Below are 17,603 nucleotides of genomic sequence, written 5' to 3' on the forward strand. Positions count from 1 at the left end.
CAAGCTTTTAACCCAATAATTCCTTGTAAAACGGGTGAAATTTTTCCCTGTTAAGACGGCTTATTTTTTCTTTTTCTTGCTCGCTGATAAGTCCTTTTTTAAAGAGTGAAACGGTAAGTTTTTCGGCTATTTCAAAACGAAAATCCGCCTGCATACTCTCTTTTGTCCAAGCTCTCGCTTTAACATCCTTTAGCCCGTGAGCATCATTACTTATTTGCATGATGCTCACCTCCAAAACGATGTTCTATATAGCAGGCGTGGCAGCAGTATTTTCTGGTTTTATTACCGTAAGAGATAAAAGAATTTTTGCAGTTAAGACAAGCACACTCATAGTTTGCCTGTCTTTTTACCAACTGTGTATGCTTGTTCCACCACGTGTTTCTACACGCGTCAGAGCAGAAACGTTTAACTTTTCTTCCTGTGTTTTGCTTAATTGGTTTTGAACAAGATTCACATAATTCCGTCTGTGTTTTCATAGACTGGATTACGCCTAGACTATTACGTTTGCAGTAGCTTTTAATCGTATTAACGGAAACATCCATACGGTTTGCAATCTGCGTATAGCTAAGGCCTTCATCTCTTAGTAATTTGACTTGCTGTTTTTCTTTTATATTCATTTGCCTGTGCCTCCTTACATCACAGGCAAAGAAAAAACAGTGTTTTTTAACCTATTGACTTGACAATTTAACCTTAAAAAATAAAAAAAAAGCCCGAGGATTGCTCCAATGTAGGAACAAGCCTCGGGCTTTACATGTTTCAAACTGTTTTACAAGAGTTCGTTTACTCGTTTTTGTACCGTATCATAATCGTATCCGGCAGAAGTTAAACGCTGTTTACGCGTGCTACCGTTACCCCACGCGCCTCGGATTACTTCACGTGCAAGCTCATCAACCGACTTTCTACAGGCTTTAACACCGAGAAGCTCATTAACCTTATTTTGCACGCTCGCATAATCGTATCCGGCAGAAGTTAAACGCTGTTTACGCGTGCTGCCGTTACCCCACGCGCCGTTAATAACTTCTCGCGCCACCTCATCAATACTCGAGGTGCGCGCAGCTTGGTCAGAGCCGCCGTTTTTACACCCGTTTAATCCAGCGTTTTTAATAATGCTCGGATAATCCACGTAAGCATAATCCATGTCAACTCTGCCGGCTACTCCAGGCACACTGCCACTTGACGAGTATTGCCAAAGACCATACGAACCCTGATAATCACAGTGCGTGTTCCACTGTGCTATCCACAAAGCGTAACGGTTTCTAACATGAGATGACACAAGATTATTAGCAGTTGAAAGCGAAGTGTAAAAACCTGCATAATACCCGCAAGCTTCCAGCTTATTACAAAAGCTTGTAATCAGCGAATCGCAGAAAGCTCGCCCACGGTTAAGCTGGCTTTTCTCTTCTAAATCAAAGTAAACAGGATACTCAAAACTCTTACCTGAAAGCATGTTCACACAGCTTTGAGCTTCCTCAGCCGCCTCAAAACCAGAGTTTGCGTACGAATACCAGTAGGCTCCCACGTCAAGACCAGCTGTTTTTGCTTTACGATAGTTCTGTTCAAACCACTTGTCTTTGCATCCGATACCGTATCCTGATCGAATGATCACAAACTCGACGCCGGATGCTTTCACCGCGTTGAAATCAATGTCACCCTGCCATTCTGACACGTCTATTCCTTTTTTACTCATGAGTATTGTCCTTCCTGTTCTTGTCGTGTAATTGTTCTAAAACGTTTTTTAATTTCTCAGGCACGGGAAGCCCCAGGTGAGCCGCGTTTTCGGTTAAAGATAATCCTTCGTTAGATAGGTAGAAGAAAATTACTGCGGTTCTCATCACGTTTCCTTGCTTCAAAACATGAAAATCTATAATGTTTGCTATGCCAACAAGCATAAAAATGAGCACCTTTCTAAAAATGCCCTTAAAACCAATGCTGCTAGACAGTTTCTTATCCGTGACCGCACACATCACGCCTGTAATATAATCCGCAACCACAAATAAAACGAGCGCGAGGATCAGCCCGTCGCATCCGCCTAAAAAGTATCCCAGCCAGCCGCCTACCAGTGTGAAAGCTAGTTGAGCAATATTCCAAAATCCTCTCATAATTCTCCTTACAAGTTTTCCTAACATTTGCCAGTACTCTTATAAAAACAAAAAACAAAAAGTAGAAAGTAATAAAAAAAGGGCAGGCATGGTTTAAACCACACCTGCCCTAGCATTTCAACATTTCAACATTTCAGCATTTCAGCTTTTCAGTATTTCAACTGATATTATTTTTCAACACATGACTACTCCTTACCATCTTTTTCACCTTCCTCAACCATTCCACCTTTTACACTTTTCCCAGCCGCTTCATCTTTTTCAGTTTTTTCGGCTTTTTCGGCTTTTATTTTCAAAATCTCGTCGTTAAGTTCGCGTTCTCTAGAATTAAAATAGTCTTCTAACTGTTTCACATACGCTTCATATTCCATCGAGTTTTCCGCGATCACTGCCGAACGCATATCAGATAGTACGCTTGCAACAATGCCTTCTATCATGTAAGTAGGTATTGGTATTTGCTTATTCAACTCGACTATTTTTTCGTTTAACTCAGCCTTATATTTTTGCACAGCTACCGCGTAGCTAATTGTCGGTTTTACCACTACTCTCCTCCAATCTTTTTAGAATAATATCCAGCTTGTGGCTGATTTCGCATAAAATTTTCGTATTATCAACTACAGGCGTTGTAATACTTTCTGTCACGTCTTTTAAGCGCGTACCCTTATTAGCCACTATTTTGTTTGTGGGAATAATTAGTTTCTCCATAACAAATTCTCCTCCATTTCCATCCGGCTTCCGCTCACGTTCACTTCCACGCTTCACTCGCTTCCATCAACGCTTCCACCACGTTCACTTCCACGCTTCACTTCCGCGTTTTTTAATAGTATTTAACTTTCATGAGTATCCCGTTTTTAAACACCATGTGAGCGTTAGAACCCCATTTTGAAGCTTTCCCATCCTGGTTCATTTCAATAATCTGCACATAGTTAATATCCGCGTCTACTCCTGCACCGTCTTGCCAAACAGGATCTATAATCTTGTTACCGTGCATGTAAAAGTTACATCCAGCGTGAATACCATACTCTTTATAAATGCTTTGCGAACGTGAAAAACACAGCATAGTAGCGTATGTTTCTTCATCAGCTGATTTACGCTGCGCGAAAGCCATATACTTTCCGTCGCTAGTAAGATGAAAAACTAGACCCTTGTGAGAATTATCTTCTTCCCACTCGCCGGTTCCAACATAGCCAATATACACGCCGTTACGATAGAAGTTGTTCCCATTTTTATCAAAAACAGCTCTTTTATGATCCTCATCAACTTCACCATCGTAAAGCTCTATCTGCCCGGGTGTTATTTGCACGTATTTACTCGAATGGTTAAACCCGAGAAGGAAACTGTTATAGTTTTGCTGCATGAAACTACCAAAATCACCTTTTTTAACCATTGAAGATATGGAATCTTCTACTATGGTTAGTTTAGAAATAGCCTTATCAGCCGTGGATTTAGCAGCCTCAATATCTTTATCTTTAACTCTCAGCCAATCGAACGTTCTAAAACTACTTATACTGTCAGCGGAAACGTAATGCCACAGTTTGCTTGTTCCAGCTTTATACGGGTGTTCAGACTCAGGATAATTTTCACCTTCAACCTCAATAATGTTAATATCTTCAGGCAGTTTAGACACGTATCCTGAAATTTCTCCTGAATACTCTTTTTTAATGCTATCAATCTTAAAACCATAATTGTCAAACGGAGACCAGTTAGTTCTAAAATGTAGCCAAAACTCACTTGATGGAACAAACACTGTTGCGCCAGAAATTTTTTCAGCAGTTAAACCCGGTATAGCGTAAATTTTATCCTCATACTTGTAAAAAATGTCTACAAAATCGTCAAAAGCTGATTCCGTGTGCGACTTCTCATTAAATTTTACGGCTAAACTTTCCTGCTTAACAATAAGCCTGTAAGCGTAGCCGGTTGACGTGTCGTAGAAAAAATCACCAACATGCTGCATTTTTTCACTATCATTCAGCCACAAGCTCATAGGAGCGTTAAACTGGCTTGGAGTATACGAGCCGTAATAGTTACCGTTTTTCTGTTTAAGACTATGGTTAACGCTTTCAACACCAGCCTCAATCTTACCGTCTGTAACGTTCAGTTTCGTGTTGATTTCACTTATCGTGTAATAGTTTTCAAGCCGCCTACCAGTGTCTTTTATAGCCTCGTTTTTTGCTTTACTAATCTGCTTTTCTACCTGGGAAGTGTAAGAAACTGAAAGTTTTTCCGCGTCAATCGAATGTCCGATAATCCTGTCACCATACACCATGCCGTCAAGAGTCATCGCAGTACTGTAAGGGCCTGAAAAACCGTTATGGCTTCCAGCAATACCATTCATGTTAACCTGTAAAACTTTTGTAGCAGTGTTCTTATCAGGCGTATCCATGTAAAGGTCACGAACCCACATGCCTTTACTATCGTATTCGCTTATCTTATAGCCGCTTTGAGAATTACCCATTTGCGCTTTAATATTATCGATCGCAGCTTTAACACGCTCGTTGTCTATTTTTCTAGTTTCAACCGCTTCTTCTTTTAACGTTTGAACAGCATGCGACACGTTTTGCACATACCCTTTAGAAATCCTGCTCGCAAGCACGATTCTCATTTCGCCTGGTTTTTGAATCGGTATAGTCTTTTTTACTACAGGAAACACTCGGTCCATGCCAAATTGTGGAGCGAGGCAACGAACCCTATCCCCACACTTAATCGTCGCATAATGTAAACCTAACTCGGATAAGTCAACCGCGCTAAGGCTTATTTCTACATGCTCAAACTGGTTATCCTGTAACCATTTAGTAGCTTTGCGCATAAGATTAGTTGGGACTGTCACATTATTAAAATTAATAACTTTACAAACCCAGCCGAATGTTTTTTGCGCTTCGCGAGATACTATATAGTTTTTTCCATTGTTTATTGAAGTAATATCAACATGCTTTTTAAGAACCTCGTTTTCACTATTCTCGTTTTCCAACTCTTTGCCGAGAGGAATAACCGCTGTAGTAACATCCTCTGCTGAAAGGTTTTCCGCGTATTCAAGCAGGTTTAAACCGAAACTAATATGCTGGCTTGTAGTTTTACCTATTTCTTCTAAACGTAGGTAGTCTAAGTAAAGTTTCCCGTCTTCTTTTCTAAGACGTAAATATCCGCCAAGTTTTTCAACCATTTTTCCCATGATCGCTTCAAGCGTGGTTTCAAAATTAGTAAACCTGTAGAGTGAATCATTCGAGTCAGATACTGTGACGAAACCAATTCTTATTTTCTTATAATCATCTACCTGACTGTTATGAGCTTGTAAAAGTTTTTCTAAAAGCTGGTAGGAACTCTGATCATGGTATTCTTTCTGAGGTTGAATACTATCAGCTAAGTAAGTTAACAACCCTACGCAAGTTACTTTCTTACTACCATGCAAGTCTTTTACTTGTTCTCTAACCTCGCCGAAGAAAATCTCCTCATCGTCACGCCACACGCTTACTATTGATTTCCGGTTTTTAATAAGCTCATAGCAAGGGTTTTGACTAGGGCAAGTAAACGTTAACGTTCCTGCAGTATTAAGCTCCAAATTTAACGTGATATCATCAAGTACCGCTTTATCATCATTCGGATAGTAAATCGTATTACCGTCAAGCATGATCCTGTACACTCACAACCACCCCCTTTTATAGGAAATATTTACCATCCCGTTTCCAACGAATGTTAAGCGCATGTTTATTTTTGAACGAAGCTGTGGGAAACGGTTAACACCTGTTTTAATCTCATAGTTTTTACCATTAGAATCCAGTAGCATACTGTTAGACGACAGGTTGTTAAATTCTGGAATCAGTGTCATGTCAAAATCGTGAACGAGTGTTATTTCACGCTTATCATCTACTTGCACACCCCATATTGTGTGAACCCCATCCGAATCATCTACACTATACTTATATGGTTGCAGCTTATAGTTGAGTGTGAGAGTTGAATAGTTTTTATCCGATTTAAAACCACTAACCCACATTCGACCCTGATAGTAGAACAATGGTTCATCATCAAGAGACAGTTTCACACTCTTGCCGTGGATTAACGTTTTAACCCTATGGCATGTTTCACTCCACTTGTTTTTGTTTGCGACAATGAATTCAAAACAGCCTTCACGCATCTCGTATAACACTTCACCGGCAAGACTTTCACTAATATCAATACTTTCCTGCCTGCCTGGTATTTGCAAATACTCTAATTTAGGTTCTGGAAGTTGAATGCGTGGACGGCTTGTAGCAACCAGCCCTAGATCGTTAAAACTATGCAACCCGTTTATTAGCATCCCATACACTTTTACCACCCCCTTGCTTTTCTTGTTTGAAGCTTAAAAAGCTCACTGTCCATCCTGTGCGCGATACCACCCACTAGTTCGCCAGTGTCGAGCACAATACTCTGGTTGGAAAACTGTGGGAAATACGCGTCCATAATCGCTAGAATCTGGTTCATAACACTAAGCATTTGCGTGTTCGCTCCAGTGGTCATGTTTTCTAAACTATTCAACCCCATAATCACTTCCGGACCTTTTTCACCGCCGCCAAGCATACGCCCGTTTTTCTCACCGAAAATAGTCGCCCCGTTTAACAGCATTGGCTTGTTCATTGCTTTCTTATACCAGTCGATAGCAAGATACGGTACAGACGGTGGCGTAAGAGAGAATTGTCCTTTAATACTAAAATGAGGCAGTTTAATATGAGGAAGACTAAGTTTTATGCCAGAGAAAAACCCTGTTATAGCGTCGATTACTGCTTTAACCTTGTTTTTCGCCGCTTCAATCGGAGTGATGATAGCGTTTTTAATACCATTCCAAATTGACACAACCGTGTTTTTAATACCGTTAAACACAGACTTAACCATGTTTGCTACTGAATTAAACACTGTTGAAATGCTTGTTTTAATACCGTTTACCACGCTCATGATCGCAGTTTTAATACCATTCCAAACACTTGTTGCAGTGTTTTTAATACCGTTTAAAACGTTAGTGAAAAACGATACGATACTATTCCAAACATTCATGAAAAAGTTTTTCACACTCGACCACAGTTTGTTCCAACTAGTGCCAAAGAAAGACAAAAACACGTTAAAAACATTTTTTAACGTGTTAAATACCGTTATGAACGTGTTTTTAACCGCGTTCCAAACAGCAGTAAAAATTTCTTTTACACCATTCCAAAGCTGAGACCAGTTACCGGTAAACAAGCCTATAAAAACGTCTAAAACGCCTGTGATTAAATCAAGAACAGTTTTGAAACTAGTAAAACTTAAATTTAAAGCGCCTTCAAACAGTGGAGCTAGAATAGCACACAAACCATTCCACACTGTTTTAAGCCCTTCAACAATACTCGTAAAATCAATACCAAGTCTTGACAGTTTTTCTTTAACACCATTAACAAAACCGGTGAAAGTTTCCTTGATTTTCTCCCAAACAGCAATAACACTGTTTCTAAACTCTTCGTTAGTGTTCCATAAGGTTACAAAAGCTGCTACCAGAACACCAATAACCGCAACAACCGCGAGTATTGGCGCAGATACTCCACCTAAAACAGCGCCTAACCCTTCAAGAATACTAGAGCCGGAAGTAAAACTTGCGAACATTTTACCTATAAACAAAGCTAGTTTAGAAAACCCTTGTATAGCAACACCTATTTTAGAAATACACGTTCCAAGAACCACTAAAAAAGGGCCGACTGCCGCAGCAATCAGCCCAAGTGTCACTATAAGTTTTTGGCTTTCTGGAGAAAGCTGTTTAAATTTAGAAAGCCATGCTGATATTTTCTGCATTAAAGGTGTTATGACGGGAAGTAAAACATTACCAATAGTCGCAGCAATATTCTGCAACTCTGTTTTTAGAATCTTCATAGAACCCGAAGCGCCCGCAGCTTCACGCCCAGCCTGCCCTTGAGCGTCAGCAGTCTGCTCCATAATAAGAGCCAAAGTAGCAGCCTGTTTCGCTTGCAAGCTCATCGCGCCTCTACCATCATGCAAACCCATGGCAAGAGCTTTAGCTTTAATAGTCGCCTCGTTAACACCCATACCATAATTGTCAAGCATCGCATTATTACCTTTAAGCGCGCCTGTTAAAGCAAGAACAGCAGACTCGGTTGTTCCACCAAACATAGCAGACAAGTCGCCTGCAAGAGCAACCAGCTTCTGACTCATCTCGGCTGCTTCAGCATCACTTTTCCCACCAATATTTTTCAACATCGCGCCCATAGTATTCGCATACTCTAAAGCTTGACCTTGAGCAATACCATAATAGGATTTCAAACTTCCTGACCATTTAAGCATCTTGTTAGCAGACTTACCGTAAATCTGCTCTGTCGCACCCATAGCATCCTGTAAGTCTGCTGCAGCAGTAAAACCAGCAGTACCAATAGCAGCAATCGGCAGCGTAACTTTCGTGCTTAAACTTTGACCAAGAGATGACATACCATCTCCTAGTTTCTTTATCTTTTTGCTCGTACTATCAAACTGGCTACTAAGCTTGGTTAAACTAACACTACCTACCTGTTTTAATTTTTCTTTTAAACTATCAAGATTATTTTCTGTTTCAACAATCTCACGCTGCAACGCATCATACTTGTCTCTGCCAAGCTCCCCGTTTTCCAACTGTACTTTAGCCTGCTTATCCGCCTGTTTCAAAACGTTAAGCTTATTAGACGTTTCTTGGATTTCTTTCTGCAAAAAAGCCTGCTTTTGGCTTAAAAGCTGCGTGCTAGTCGGATCAAGTTTCAAAAGCCTATTAACATCACGAAGCGACTGCTCGGTTGAGCGAATAGTCGAATTCACCTGTTGTAAAGACTTATCTAAGCCTGTAGTATCCCCACCAATTTCAACAGTAATACCTTTAATCCTGTTTGCCATAACTTCACCTCCTTCCTAAAAATAGGCATGAAAAAAGCACCTACTATTTAGTAAGTGCTAGAAATAATCTTCCATGATTAATTTATCAGTAAATCAATCTATTCAAGTTCTTTAGTTCTATTTCATTTATATTTATGTTCGTATAGCCGTCTTTCAATAATTCTACTCGTACAGATCTAAATAAATCCTCACATACATCTGGACGATTTAATGTTTTTAATCGATCATCATAATGTACTGTAGTTGTCAGAAATAACTTATCACAATCTATTCTAGTTGGTCGCGTAAATGGATTCCTAGATATATCTGGCTGCTCATCATGATAATGAACCATTGGGTTTCTAATAAGCATATAAGGTTTTAGTGTTTGACATTTAATATACTCATACACTGTACCCGAATGTTTATTACAAATATACATATGTGAAGCCACAGCCATCCCATCCGATATAGACGGATAAGGCACTTTCATCCTCACAACATCTTTTTCGTTAATCAATCAGAAGCCTCCCTTCTTCGTCAATATCGACGAATACTGGATTATGGAGTTCTTCATTTTCCGCAAGAGTAAGCATCATATCGAAATGTTTCTCCGTAAGTAATTCCGAATCAGATTTTGAAAATACAAAGTATTTTTTATCTAAATTTATAATTTTTGAGTTTTCTACCATATTTGTTGAATACATTGCATCTAATGCATCGATCAGTTTTTTATCATTATAATTGAAGTCCGATTCATCTAAATCTACTTGATACTCACCAGACACAATGCGATTTTCTTTTGATTTCCAAAGATTCATCTGATGTGTAAGATCAGATAATTCCTTTTCCGTCATAGTACCAACTATAAAAGCGCATTTTTCAGCCCTTTTAACATTAATAGCTTCAACATTTTTATCATACGCATTCTGAGCCGCCACATTAAAGCTTGCTCTTTCCTTAGTATAATCTCCCCAAACATTACTAAATACCGGACCTTTTTTATACCCTCTTAAATGACTAAAATCAGGTGTTTCTCCAGATACTTTCGTAAAGGCTTCATAAAACAGCAAAAATTTTTGCAACTTTAAAGGGGTCTCATATGATGTATTGTCATTATTCTTTAGCCAACCACTTAAATATAGTTTTCTTTCATTTGAATAAATCATATTCATACTCCTTTCGTAAATCTTTTCATTTTACATCAATCTGATATTAATGTAAATATATTTTCCCATTTTTTGTGCTTATTACTATATTTATCATTATCATACCAAAAATACTCAAGTCTTTAAATTAGAACTTATCAAATTCTGTTTGGCTTGCGAGCTTATCGTATTTCACATTATCGTTTGCTTTCTCCGTCCACATGTCTAAAATCATGCCGATGGTTAAAAGATCCAGTTCGCAAATACTAATCCCGATTTCGGTGCATCTAAGAAGAAACAACGCGGTTGTCATTTGCCGTGTTGTTGCTTTAAATTTTTTTTAGATTTTACTTCAGTTTCCAAGTTTGCTCCCCAAAGTTCTAGAATTTCAGGAAGAATCTCGTAGATAGAAAACATTTCAAACTCGTCAAGCCACTCATCAATACTTGCTGGAATACTATTATCCGCGTGATAAGCCATGATATAGGCTACGTTTTCAAAAATTTCAAGATCTGCTATTTCAAAAACACCCTCGTTGTTTTTGAAAGACTGCTCTAATTTTGATAGGTCTTTGAAAATATCACGCTTGAATTTAATACGATACAGTCTTGGAATAGTGGCGGAAGAACGAAACTTCACGTCTTTACCATTTACTTTTACTGTTTTTTCTAACACGTTTACCCCCTTTAAAACTTATTTGATTTCCGTGTTAACTTGCGGAACGTACACGCTCTTATACCATTTCTCATAGGTTTCTTTTGAAGTAGTGTCACCGCTACGGGATTTCACTAAACCATCTTCTCTAGGATCAGCCGTGAGCGATAAAGTTTCCGTACCCGGTTCTATAGTGTCTTCCTTAGTTTCTGACTCGATAGACGGTCGTGTTGCTGAACAGTTATATAAAACGTGTCTGATCGCGTTCACGTCACCATCAAACTCAAACAGGAGCGCGAATTTTTCTGTTTCGCTAATCTTCGCGTTTTCAACCAGCACACCGTTTTTATCTAGTTCTTCTCTTAGTATTTCCGTTCTAAACCATTCAGGTATAAGAGCAATTTCCAAGTCGCCACTGTAACCGTTGTTAGCAGTCGACCTGAAGTAAACAATCCCGTCAGCGTAAAACGGTGAGGATTCACCCTCAGCCTCAAGGCTTATACTCACCGCCCCCGGAATAGGCTTAGGCTCATCGTAGGAGAAACCACTCGAATCTTTTTTAAGTTTTGCCGCGTACACGTTTTTAAGATTGTATTTAACCTTGTTTCCCATTTATTGTTACCTCCATTTCAAAAATGTAGAGTGTTTCATAAAGCTGTTCCGACTCTATGAATGTTTCTGTTTTGTTATAAAAAATGCCGTGCCTGTCAAGCACGGCCTCAACTTGTTCTTCCAGTACGGGGTTCTTATAGTCTGCGTATAGTTCAATATGAACTTCGTTTGCTTTAAAATACGTTTTCCCGTCTGCAGAAAAATTACTGCTCGCAGGCGTAAGAAACAGGAGGAAAGGCGGATTAGGGGATTCTCCTTCAGCAAAATGATGGTATGCGAAAGGAAAACCTATCTCCCTCATAATGTTTAAAAGATTACCCATTTTTAACCGCCTCCTCTATTTCTTTTTCAAAACTTCGTACTGCTTTACTTTCAGCCTCAGCAATGTGTGCTCTTGCTTCCACGCGTCCGCCGCCTCGTTTAGCATGACCGTACTCTAACAAGTGTGTAAGCTGATACTTGTTTCTAGAATGCACTACGAGAACTAGCCTGCTGCCTGTTTCGTTTAATGTTTTAACCGCCCAACTTTTCGCATACGCTCCAGTTCGTTTAGGAGCTGTCATGTTAATTTCTTCTTTTGCTGTTTTACCAGCGTTTTTTACTGCTTCTTTTACTTTCCCGGTTGTAACTTTCGCGTAAGTTTTAAGCTCTCTAATAACTTCTTTAGAGAGGCTGCCAATACTTACTTTGCTCACTTTTTACACCTCTTACAGTGAAGTTTCAGGCTTTTCTTCTTATAATTCATGTGGTCAACACCTAAAATCTCATAAACCGTATCACGGAAAATAATCCTGTAACCAATAGATGAGACTACGGCTGTTTCTTTCGAATAGCGGATAGTAAAATCTATTTTTGACTCATCCCACACGTTTCCTGCCGAAGTCTGCTCCATTGGGCTTTCAGCACTTACCGTCGCGTAACACTCGTAATATTTACTCCACTTAATCTTATGGTTGCCGATATTATCAATTTCAACACTGTTTTTAAGCAGCGTAATACGCTCGTTTAATAAACTTATTCTCATTTAAAACCCCGTTTTTCTAACAGTAAAAAGCATCGAACGTAAGGTAAGCATAAGCGCGTGGTGGTCGGCTTCTTCCCTATGCTCATACAAGTAGCCTGTAGCGTATAAGACTGCGAGCCGATACTCGTCAAAGTTTTCACTAATCAAACTAGTATCGTTTTTACGAGCTACTCCCTGGCAGAGTTTTTCAGCAGAACGAATAAGGGTGTTGATAAGCTCATCATCTTCTCGACTATCCACCCTAAGATAGTTTTTTGCTTCCTCGACTGTAACTATCATCAACACCCCTCCTTAACTTTTAGCCGTCTTTTAAGCTGCTACGCTTGTTTTAACAGGCAGAATCTGTACTGCTTCTTTAAGCACGAGTTTGCCGTCTACACGCTCTTTAGCGACGAAACCTATCATGCCGTTTCCAGCGAAAAGCTCGGTAAGCTCTTTAAACGAGCGTGAACCACGGTCGCCAATGTTGTAGTACGAGTAGTCGCCAAAAGCCACCATGTTTTCAGGCGCGTAAGCAGACGTGTATACCGGGTATCCGAGAATCCTGTTCGGCTCATCATCCTGGTATGAAGGCTGCCAAACGTACGCGCCGTTATTGTCTTTAAGTTTTCGTATGCTCGCGACTGTTTTATCGTTCATAATAAAACTCGCGTTTTTACGGTATGGTCGCCTCAAAGCGTGAATAAGATCAATCAGATCATCAGTTTTAATACTGGTAGTTTCTTTAAGGAACGTGCCGCCGTCTTTCTTGTTGAAAATACCAGTCGGTTTTCCAACGCCATCCCCGTTAAGAAAAGCGTCTTCCTCAGCGTTAGCCAACGCCATGCCGAAGGATGTGAGAAGATGATTCTCGAGATTAAACGCATTATCATACAAGAGTTCTTCAGTAACTTTTACCGCAACGTGAAGCTTATGAGCGTCAAGCAGGATTTGAGCAAACTTGGAATCCCCAAAGTTAAGGCTTGCGCCTTCTTCAATCCAAGCCGCTGCAGGATCACTCATCGCAACATTAATCTTATGCTCTCCACTAGTGGTAATCGTGGTAGCAAGAGAGCGAATAATGTTTTCTTCTTTCAACGTTTCAATCAGACGATTATCGTATTCTTCCGGCACAAGATACCCGCCGTCAGCGTCCACGCCTTCCTGCAACACGTTATCGACTCGTTTAAAATTACTTCTAAGAGCTGTAAGCATCGCCTGCTTATACTCGTCACGCGCACGACCTTGCTTTTCAGAGTTCACACCTGTTTTCATAGGTTTTGCAACAATCGCCTCAGATGTTGGTTTTGAAAGCTCCTTATCCATTACTTCCATCTGCTCCAAGCGATCAATTTCCATACTGTAAGCTTTCACTTTCGCTTCCATCTCATCATAGGTTTTCGCGTCTTCTTCTGAAATAAGCCCGTCCTTGTCACGTTTAGACTCAAGGAAAGCTTTTGCACCCTGCCAGGCCTTGTTACGTTTCTCAACCATGTTTGAAATAGTGTTCATCATGTTTACCTCCAATTTTTGATTAAAAAAAGACGATCCATAAGATCGTCTGCACTAATATTGTTTGTTTCCTTACCGCTTATCCGGCAGGCTTTAGATATTTTTTCCAGTAGCGTGTTTTGCACGCTTAATTTTGAATACAATGTTGAAACCTGTGGTATGCCAATATCAGCGGTTTCACCTCTAGTTAAAACACCGTCCGCGAACCCGAGTTCTACCGCCTTGTTAGCATCCATCCATGTTTCCGAATCCATTAAATGCGAGATTTTCACACGGTTAAGGCCTGTTTTAATCTCGTAAGCGTTAATAATGGACTCTTTTACCTCATCAAGCATTGATATTGCTTTTTCCATTTCGTTTCTGTTGCCAAAAGCAACAGTCATAGGATTATGAATCATAAGCATTGACACCGGGCTCATATAAACCTTTGTCCCGGCCATCGCAATAACCGAGGCCGCCGACGCCGCAATACCATCAATCTTTACCGTCACACAACCCTTGTAATCCATGAGCATGTTATAGATTTGTGCCGCAGCCACACAATCCCCGCCAGGCGAGTTAATCCACACGGTAATATTCCCACTACCGGCGTTTAACTCGTCTTTAAAAAGTTGTGGTGTAATATCATCATCAAACCATGATTCTTCAGCAATCGTACCGTTAAGAAACAGTGTCCTCTCAAAAATCTCATTATTCTCATTAGTCTCATTGTTTTCCTTTTGGTTTTTCCACTGCCAAAACTTCCTCATTACCTTTTTCCTCCTCTCTTATATAAAGAAGCGACCAAGATTTTCTTGGTCGCTTCATGTTCGTATAACACTCATATAATACCTAAAGAACTAGCTTTACAGTTAGATAATCCACCTTACTTGTATGCTCTTCCATTTAAGGAAACTAGAGAATCAAATAATTGTGTTTCATCTAGAATACTCTCAGTTGGAGTTCTTTCCGTTATTGCAAGTTCTTTATACTTACTAGTAATTCCCTTAACAGCTTCTAATATCGATGGTTTAGAAACTTTGGAATCACTTTTCCTATACTCTTTAATTAAATCAGAAACTGCAAAAATCCCTAATTCCTTAAATTTCTGAGTTCGGTCATGATCATTCAAAGTTTCATTATTACTGATTCTTTCAACATTAAACCTTGTATTGTTTACTTTTTCGTCATAAGCCATCCTAAACTCTAACGAATTTTTCCAACCATAGTCAGAATTGTAAACAAACTTTTCGCCAGTTATGTCTTCAATAGCCATAGCTAGAATATATTCATAGCATCCAGCATCTCTACTATCATAAATAGCATCGTAAAGAGGTTTAATTGCCTTCAGTCCCAGTTTCAATATTCTTTGATAGTTTTTAGAATTCCTAATAAACTTTCCTGGATGTGCCTGCATAGCCACTTGTGGATTAGTCTTCGTCTCAGTTTCTAATTCCACCATCAACTTATTCATGGATCCCTTTATATCATCTAACGTTTCAGCATAAGCTACGTTTACTGGCATCAATTTATTAGCTATATTCCCACTATTCTTTGATGCTGGATTATTTCCAATAATAAAAATTCCAGTAAATACAAATAGAACCAATAAAAGTAAAGTTCCTAGCGAAATATACATTTTTTTCTTAGACATAGTATTACACCTCCTAGAATTCTAATTCGCAGTGTATTTGTGCTGCAAAGAACCATAAACAGAATTAGGGTAATAAGGATCATGACTACCATGGTTAAACAGCTCCAATTGTCCCCATTTAGCACGGCACCACTTAAGACCAGTAACTTTTGCAAAATGAACAATTTTATCAGGAGAATGACCATACGCTAGAATAAATGGATCATATTTATAAGGTCTATAACCTTTCTTTGCCAGATAATTATCCAATTGCGCTTTAGTAGCAGCATCATCACCAAAGTCACTAGGCCATTCGTACGTCATACTACCAGTTGCAAATCCTAGACAATTATATGCTGGCGTAGCCTTATCGCTATAAAACCATGTCCATGAAATACTATCATAAAACGATTTTGGTTGAGATAAAGTATACGCATAAGCAACAGAATTGGATGTGAAAAACAACATTCCAACAACCATTACATAAGTGGTTATTGCTGATAACATCTTTCTTTTTCTAATCATTTGTAAGCACCTCCTTAAAAACAACATCTTTAACTAAGATTGAGATTAATCAGCTTTTATCTCGAATGATCACTATTCTTGTACATTTTATGATTTTTTTATAATGTCACATAAATTATTCCATCCTTTCTGCTATTATTAATTTGTTGTATACTCTCATAGTGTAGGATATTATCTTAGTTAAGTATCCATAGAGATTAAATTCTATTTTTCGCTTAACGTTAAGATAATTCGTTATGTCTTCGTTGCCTAAATGATTCATCCACTGTATAAACAGTTATACTATAATAATATTAATATAACATGTTATATTAATATTATCAAGACACAAATTCATCTTAATCACCTAACTTATTTCTACCAATTACAGTGAACGCTCCAGCACGGTTAAGCGGGAGCATGTTACCGTTAATCAAATACAAGTCGCCACCCTCACTTGAGGGAATCTTATCCAAGTTTTCTAACTGTCTAATATCGTTCGCGCTCATCCAACCGTTTTGACGAGCGGTAGCATAACCATTCATACGACTCTGATAGTCTCCTCGAAGAAGACCATCCACGTTAAACTTCACATAATAAGTTTCTTTCTCCTTATCAGTAAAAAGCCGCCTCGTAATAGACTGTTCAAAACGCGCCACCCAAGGATCCAGCGTGTATTTAACAAACTCCAACGACTGCTGCTCAATATTAGAAAAACTCGACTTTTCTAAATCACCAACCATGTGTGGTGGGACTCTAAAAATACGAGCAATCTCGTTAATCTGAAACTTACGAGTTTCAAGAAACTGTGCTTCGTTAGGCGAAATAGAAATAGGCGTATACTTCATGCCTTCCTCTAAAATCGCTATCTTATGCGAGTTAGAACCCGAGAACCCCTTATTCCAACTATCCCTCATACCAGACGGATCTTTTACTGTTCCGGGGTATTCCAAGATTCCACTTGGTGTAGCACCGTTAGCGAAAAACGATGCACCATACTCTTCCGTAGCTATCGCCATACCGATAGCGTTTTTTGCCATCGCAATAGGCGAATAGCCAACAAGACCGTCAAAACCAAGACCGGGAATATGAAGCACGTCAAAAGGTTTAAGTTTCACACTCGTTTCTTTACCCGCTAAAACATCACTATCATTTAACGTATACTCGTAAAAAATTTGACCACTCTCATCCCGGTCAACTCTCATACGATCAGGCATTAAAGGGTATAAGCCTAAAACCTCACCTTTACCGTTTCGAATAATCTGCGCGTAAGCATTACCCCATAACAATAGATGCGTCATCAAAGTTTCTCTAAACACAAAGCTTGTCATTTCAAGATTCGGCTCATCATGAAGCACCTTATACAAAGGATGTTTAACCGCTTTAGCCGTACCCGTACTCGTCCGCTCATACACGTGAAGCGGCAGACTAGCCACCGCCTCAGACAGGATACGCACACACGAGTAAACTGCCGTCATCTGCATCGCCGAACGCTCATTCACCCTCTTACCCGACGAGGACGTACCCATTAAGAAACGATAACCACCGCCTAACATCCTGTTTTCAGGCTTATCTCTTGATTTAAATAGTCTGCTAAAAATGTTCATTGTCAC

The 17,603-nt window shown here is 39.4% G+C and carries 22 protein-coding genes; all 22 read right to left on the reverse strand.

The features are described 5' to 3' along the window. Positions 1-7: 7 nt before the first annotated feature. The 22 genes from QP420_RS04055 to QP420_RS04160 all read right to left on the reverse strand — a co-directional run bounded on the left by QP420_RS04055 (position 8) and on the right by QP420_RS04160 (position 17,597). Entirely contained in the window at positions 8-220 is a 213-nt protein-coding gene (locus tag QP420_RS04055; protein WP_004117908.1) for an SHOCT domain-containing protein, read from the reverse strand. Continuing rightward, positions 207-617 (reverse strand): helix-turn-helix domain-containing protein, encoded by a 411-nt coding sequence (locus QP420_RS04060; protein ID WP_004117910.1) that lies wholly within the window; start codon positions 615-617, stop codon positions 207-209. Before QP420_RS04060 ends, QP420_RS04055 begins: the two co-directional genes overlap by 14 nt. 149 nt (positions 618-766) lie before the next feature. Beyond that, positions 767-1,687, reverse strand: coding sequence for a GH25 family lysozyme (locus tag QP420_RS04065; RefSeq protein WP_481616609.1), 921 nt, complete (start codon positions 1,685-1,687; stop codon positions 767-769). Then, positions 1,680-2,099 (reverse strand): phage holin family protein, encoded by a 420-nt coding sequence (locus tag QP420_RS04070; protein ID WP_481616610.1) that lies wholly within the window; start codon positions 2,097-2,099, stop codon positions 1,680-1,682. Before QP420_RS04070 ends, QP420_RS04065 begins: the two co-directional genes overlap by 8 nt. Positions 2,100-2,284: 185 nt before the next feature. Next, positions 2,285-2,638 (reverse strand): toxin, encoded by a 354-nt coding sequence (locus QP420_RS04075; RefSeq protein ID WP_481616611.1) that lies wholly within the window; start codon positions 2,636-2,638, stop codon positions 2,285-2,287. Further along, a complete protein-coding gene (locus QP420_RS04080; protein WP_481616612.1) occupies positions 2,619-2,858 on the reverse strand; it encodes a hypothetical protein in 240 nt (79 codons plus the stop codon). Before QP420_RS04080 ends, QP420_RS04075 begins: the two co-directional genes overlap by 20 nt. A 55-nt stretch (positions 2,859-2,913) precedes the next feature. Continuing rightward, positions 2,914-5,721: a phage tail spike protein gene (locus QP420_RS04085; RefSeq protein WP_481616613.1), complete on the reverse strand. Its 2,808-nt coding sequence runs from the start codon at positions 5,719-5,721 to the stop codon at positions 2,914-2,916. 12 nt (positions 5,722-5,733) lie between these two features. Next, positions 5,734-6,396: a hypothetical protein gene (locus tag QP420_RS04090; protein ID WP_481616664.1), complete on the reverse strand. Its 663-nt coding sequence runs from the start codon at positions 6,394-6,396 to the stop codon at positions 5,734-5,736. 2 nt (positions 6,397-6,398) lie between these two features. Then, entirely contained in the window at positions 6,399-8,966 is a 2,568-nt protein-coding gene (locus QP420_RS04095) for a hypothetical protein (protein ID WP_481616614.1), read from the reverse strand. Between the two features lie 85 nt (positions 8,967-9,051). Continuing rightward, complete coding sequence (locus tag QP420_RS04100; protein WP_016815980.1) at positions 9,052-9,465, reverse strand: hypothetical protein; 414 nt, start codon at positions 9,463-9,465, stop codon at positions 9,052-9,054. Continuing rightward, positions 9,458-10,120: a hypothetical protein gene (locus tag QP420_RS04105; RefSeq protein WP_016815978.1), complete on the reverse strand. Its 663-nt coding sequence runs from the start codon at positions 10,118-10,120 to the stop codon at positions 9,458-9,460. Before QP420_RS04105 ends, QP420_RS04100 begins: the two co-directional genes overlap by 8 nt. A 282-nt stretch (positions 10,121-10,402) precedes the next feature. Then, a complete protein-coding gene (locus QP420_RS04110; RefSeq protein ID WP_004117064.1) occupies positions 10,403-10,768 on the reverse strand; it encodes a hypothetical protein in 366 nt (121 codons plus the stop codon). Positions 10,769-10,786: 18 nt separating this feature from the next. Beyond that, on the reverse strand, positions 10,787-11,359 hold the full coding sequence (locus tag QP420_RS04115; RefSeq protein ID WP_014554473.1) for a major tail protein: 573 nt from the start codon (positions 11,357-11,359) through the stop codon (positions 10,787-10,789). After that, positions 11,343-11,681: a hypothetical protein gene (locus QP420_RS04120; protein WP_481616615.1), complete on the reverse strand. Its 339-nt coding sequence runs from the start codon at positions 11,679-11,681 to the stop codon at positions 11,343-11,345. The genes QP420_RS04115 and QP420_RS04120 overlap by 17 nt, the downstream gene beginning before the upstream one ends. Then, positions 11,674-12,054 (reverse strand): HK97 gp10 family phage protein, encoded by a 381-nt coding sequence (locus QP420_RS04125; protein WP_004104983.1) that lies wholly within the window; start codon positions 12,052-12,054, stop codon positions 11,674-11,676. Before QP420_RS04125 ends, QP420_RS04120 begins: the two co-directional genes overlap by 8 nt. Then, complete coding sequence (locus QP420_RS04130) at positions 12,051-12,383, reverse strand: phage head closure protein (RefSeq protein ID WP_119522971.1); 333 nt, start codon at positions 12,381-12,383, stop codon at positions 12,051-12,053. The genes QP420_RS04125 and QP420_RS04130 overlap by 4 nt, the downstream gene beginning before the upstream one ends. Next, entirely contained in the window at positions 12,384-12,662 is a 279-nt protein-coding gene (locus QP420_RS04135) for a head-tail connector protein (RefSeq protein WP_004125785.1), read from the reverse strand. A 30-nt stretch (positions 12,663-12,692) separates the two neighbouring features. Next, positions 12,693-13,877, reverse strand: coding sequence for a phage major capsid protein (locus tag QP420_RS04140; protein ID WP_481616616.1), 1,185 nt, complete (start codon positions 13,875-13,877; stop codon positions 12,693-12,695). Positions 13,878-13,879: 2 nt separating this feature from the next. Beyond that, a complete protein-coding gene (locus tag QP420_RS04145) occupies positions 13,880-14,623 on the reverse strand; it encodes a head maturation protease, ClpP-related (protein ID WP_481616617.1) in 744 nt (247 codons plus the stop codon). A 116-nt stretch (positions 14,624-14,739) separates the two neighbouring features. Continuing rightward, positions 14,740-15,507 (reverse strand): hypothetical protein, encoded by a 768-nt coding sequence (locus tag QP420_RS04150; RefSeq protein ID WP_103084278.1) that lies wholly within the window; start codon positions 15,505-15,507, stop codon positions 14,740-14,742. A 21-nt stretch (positions 15,508-15,528) separates the two neighbouring features. Further along, on the reverse strand, positions 15,529-16,011 hold the full coding sequence (locus QP420_RS04155; protein ID WP_112928567.1) for a DUF7689 domain-containing protein: 483 nt from the start codon (positions 16,009-16,011) through the stop codon (positions 15,529-15,531). Positions 16,012-16,349: 338 nt separating this feature from the next. After that, complete coding sequence (locus QP420_RS04160) at positions 16,350-17,597, reverse strand: phage portal protein (protein ID WP_481616618.1); 1,248 nt, start codon at positions 17,595-17,597, stop codon at positions 16,350-16,352. Positions 17,598-17,603: the final 6 nt, after the last annotated feature.

Origin of the sequence: Bifidobacterium sp. UMB1197 (assembly GCF_030217745.1) — a bacterium.
GTDB classification, from domain to species: domain Bacteria; phylum Actinomycetota; class Actinomycetes; order Actinomycetales; family Bifidobacteriaceae; genus Bifidobacterium; species Bifidobacterium vaginale_B.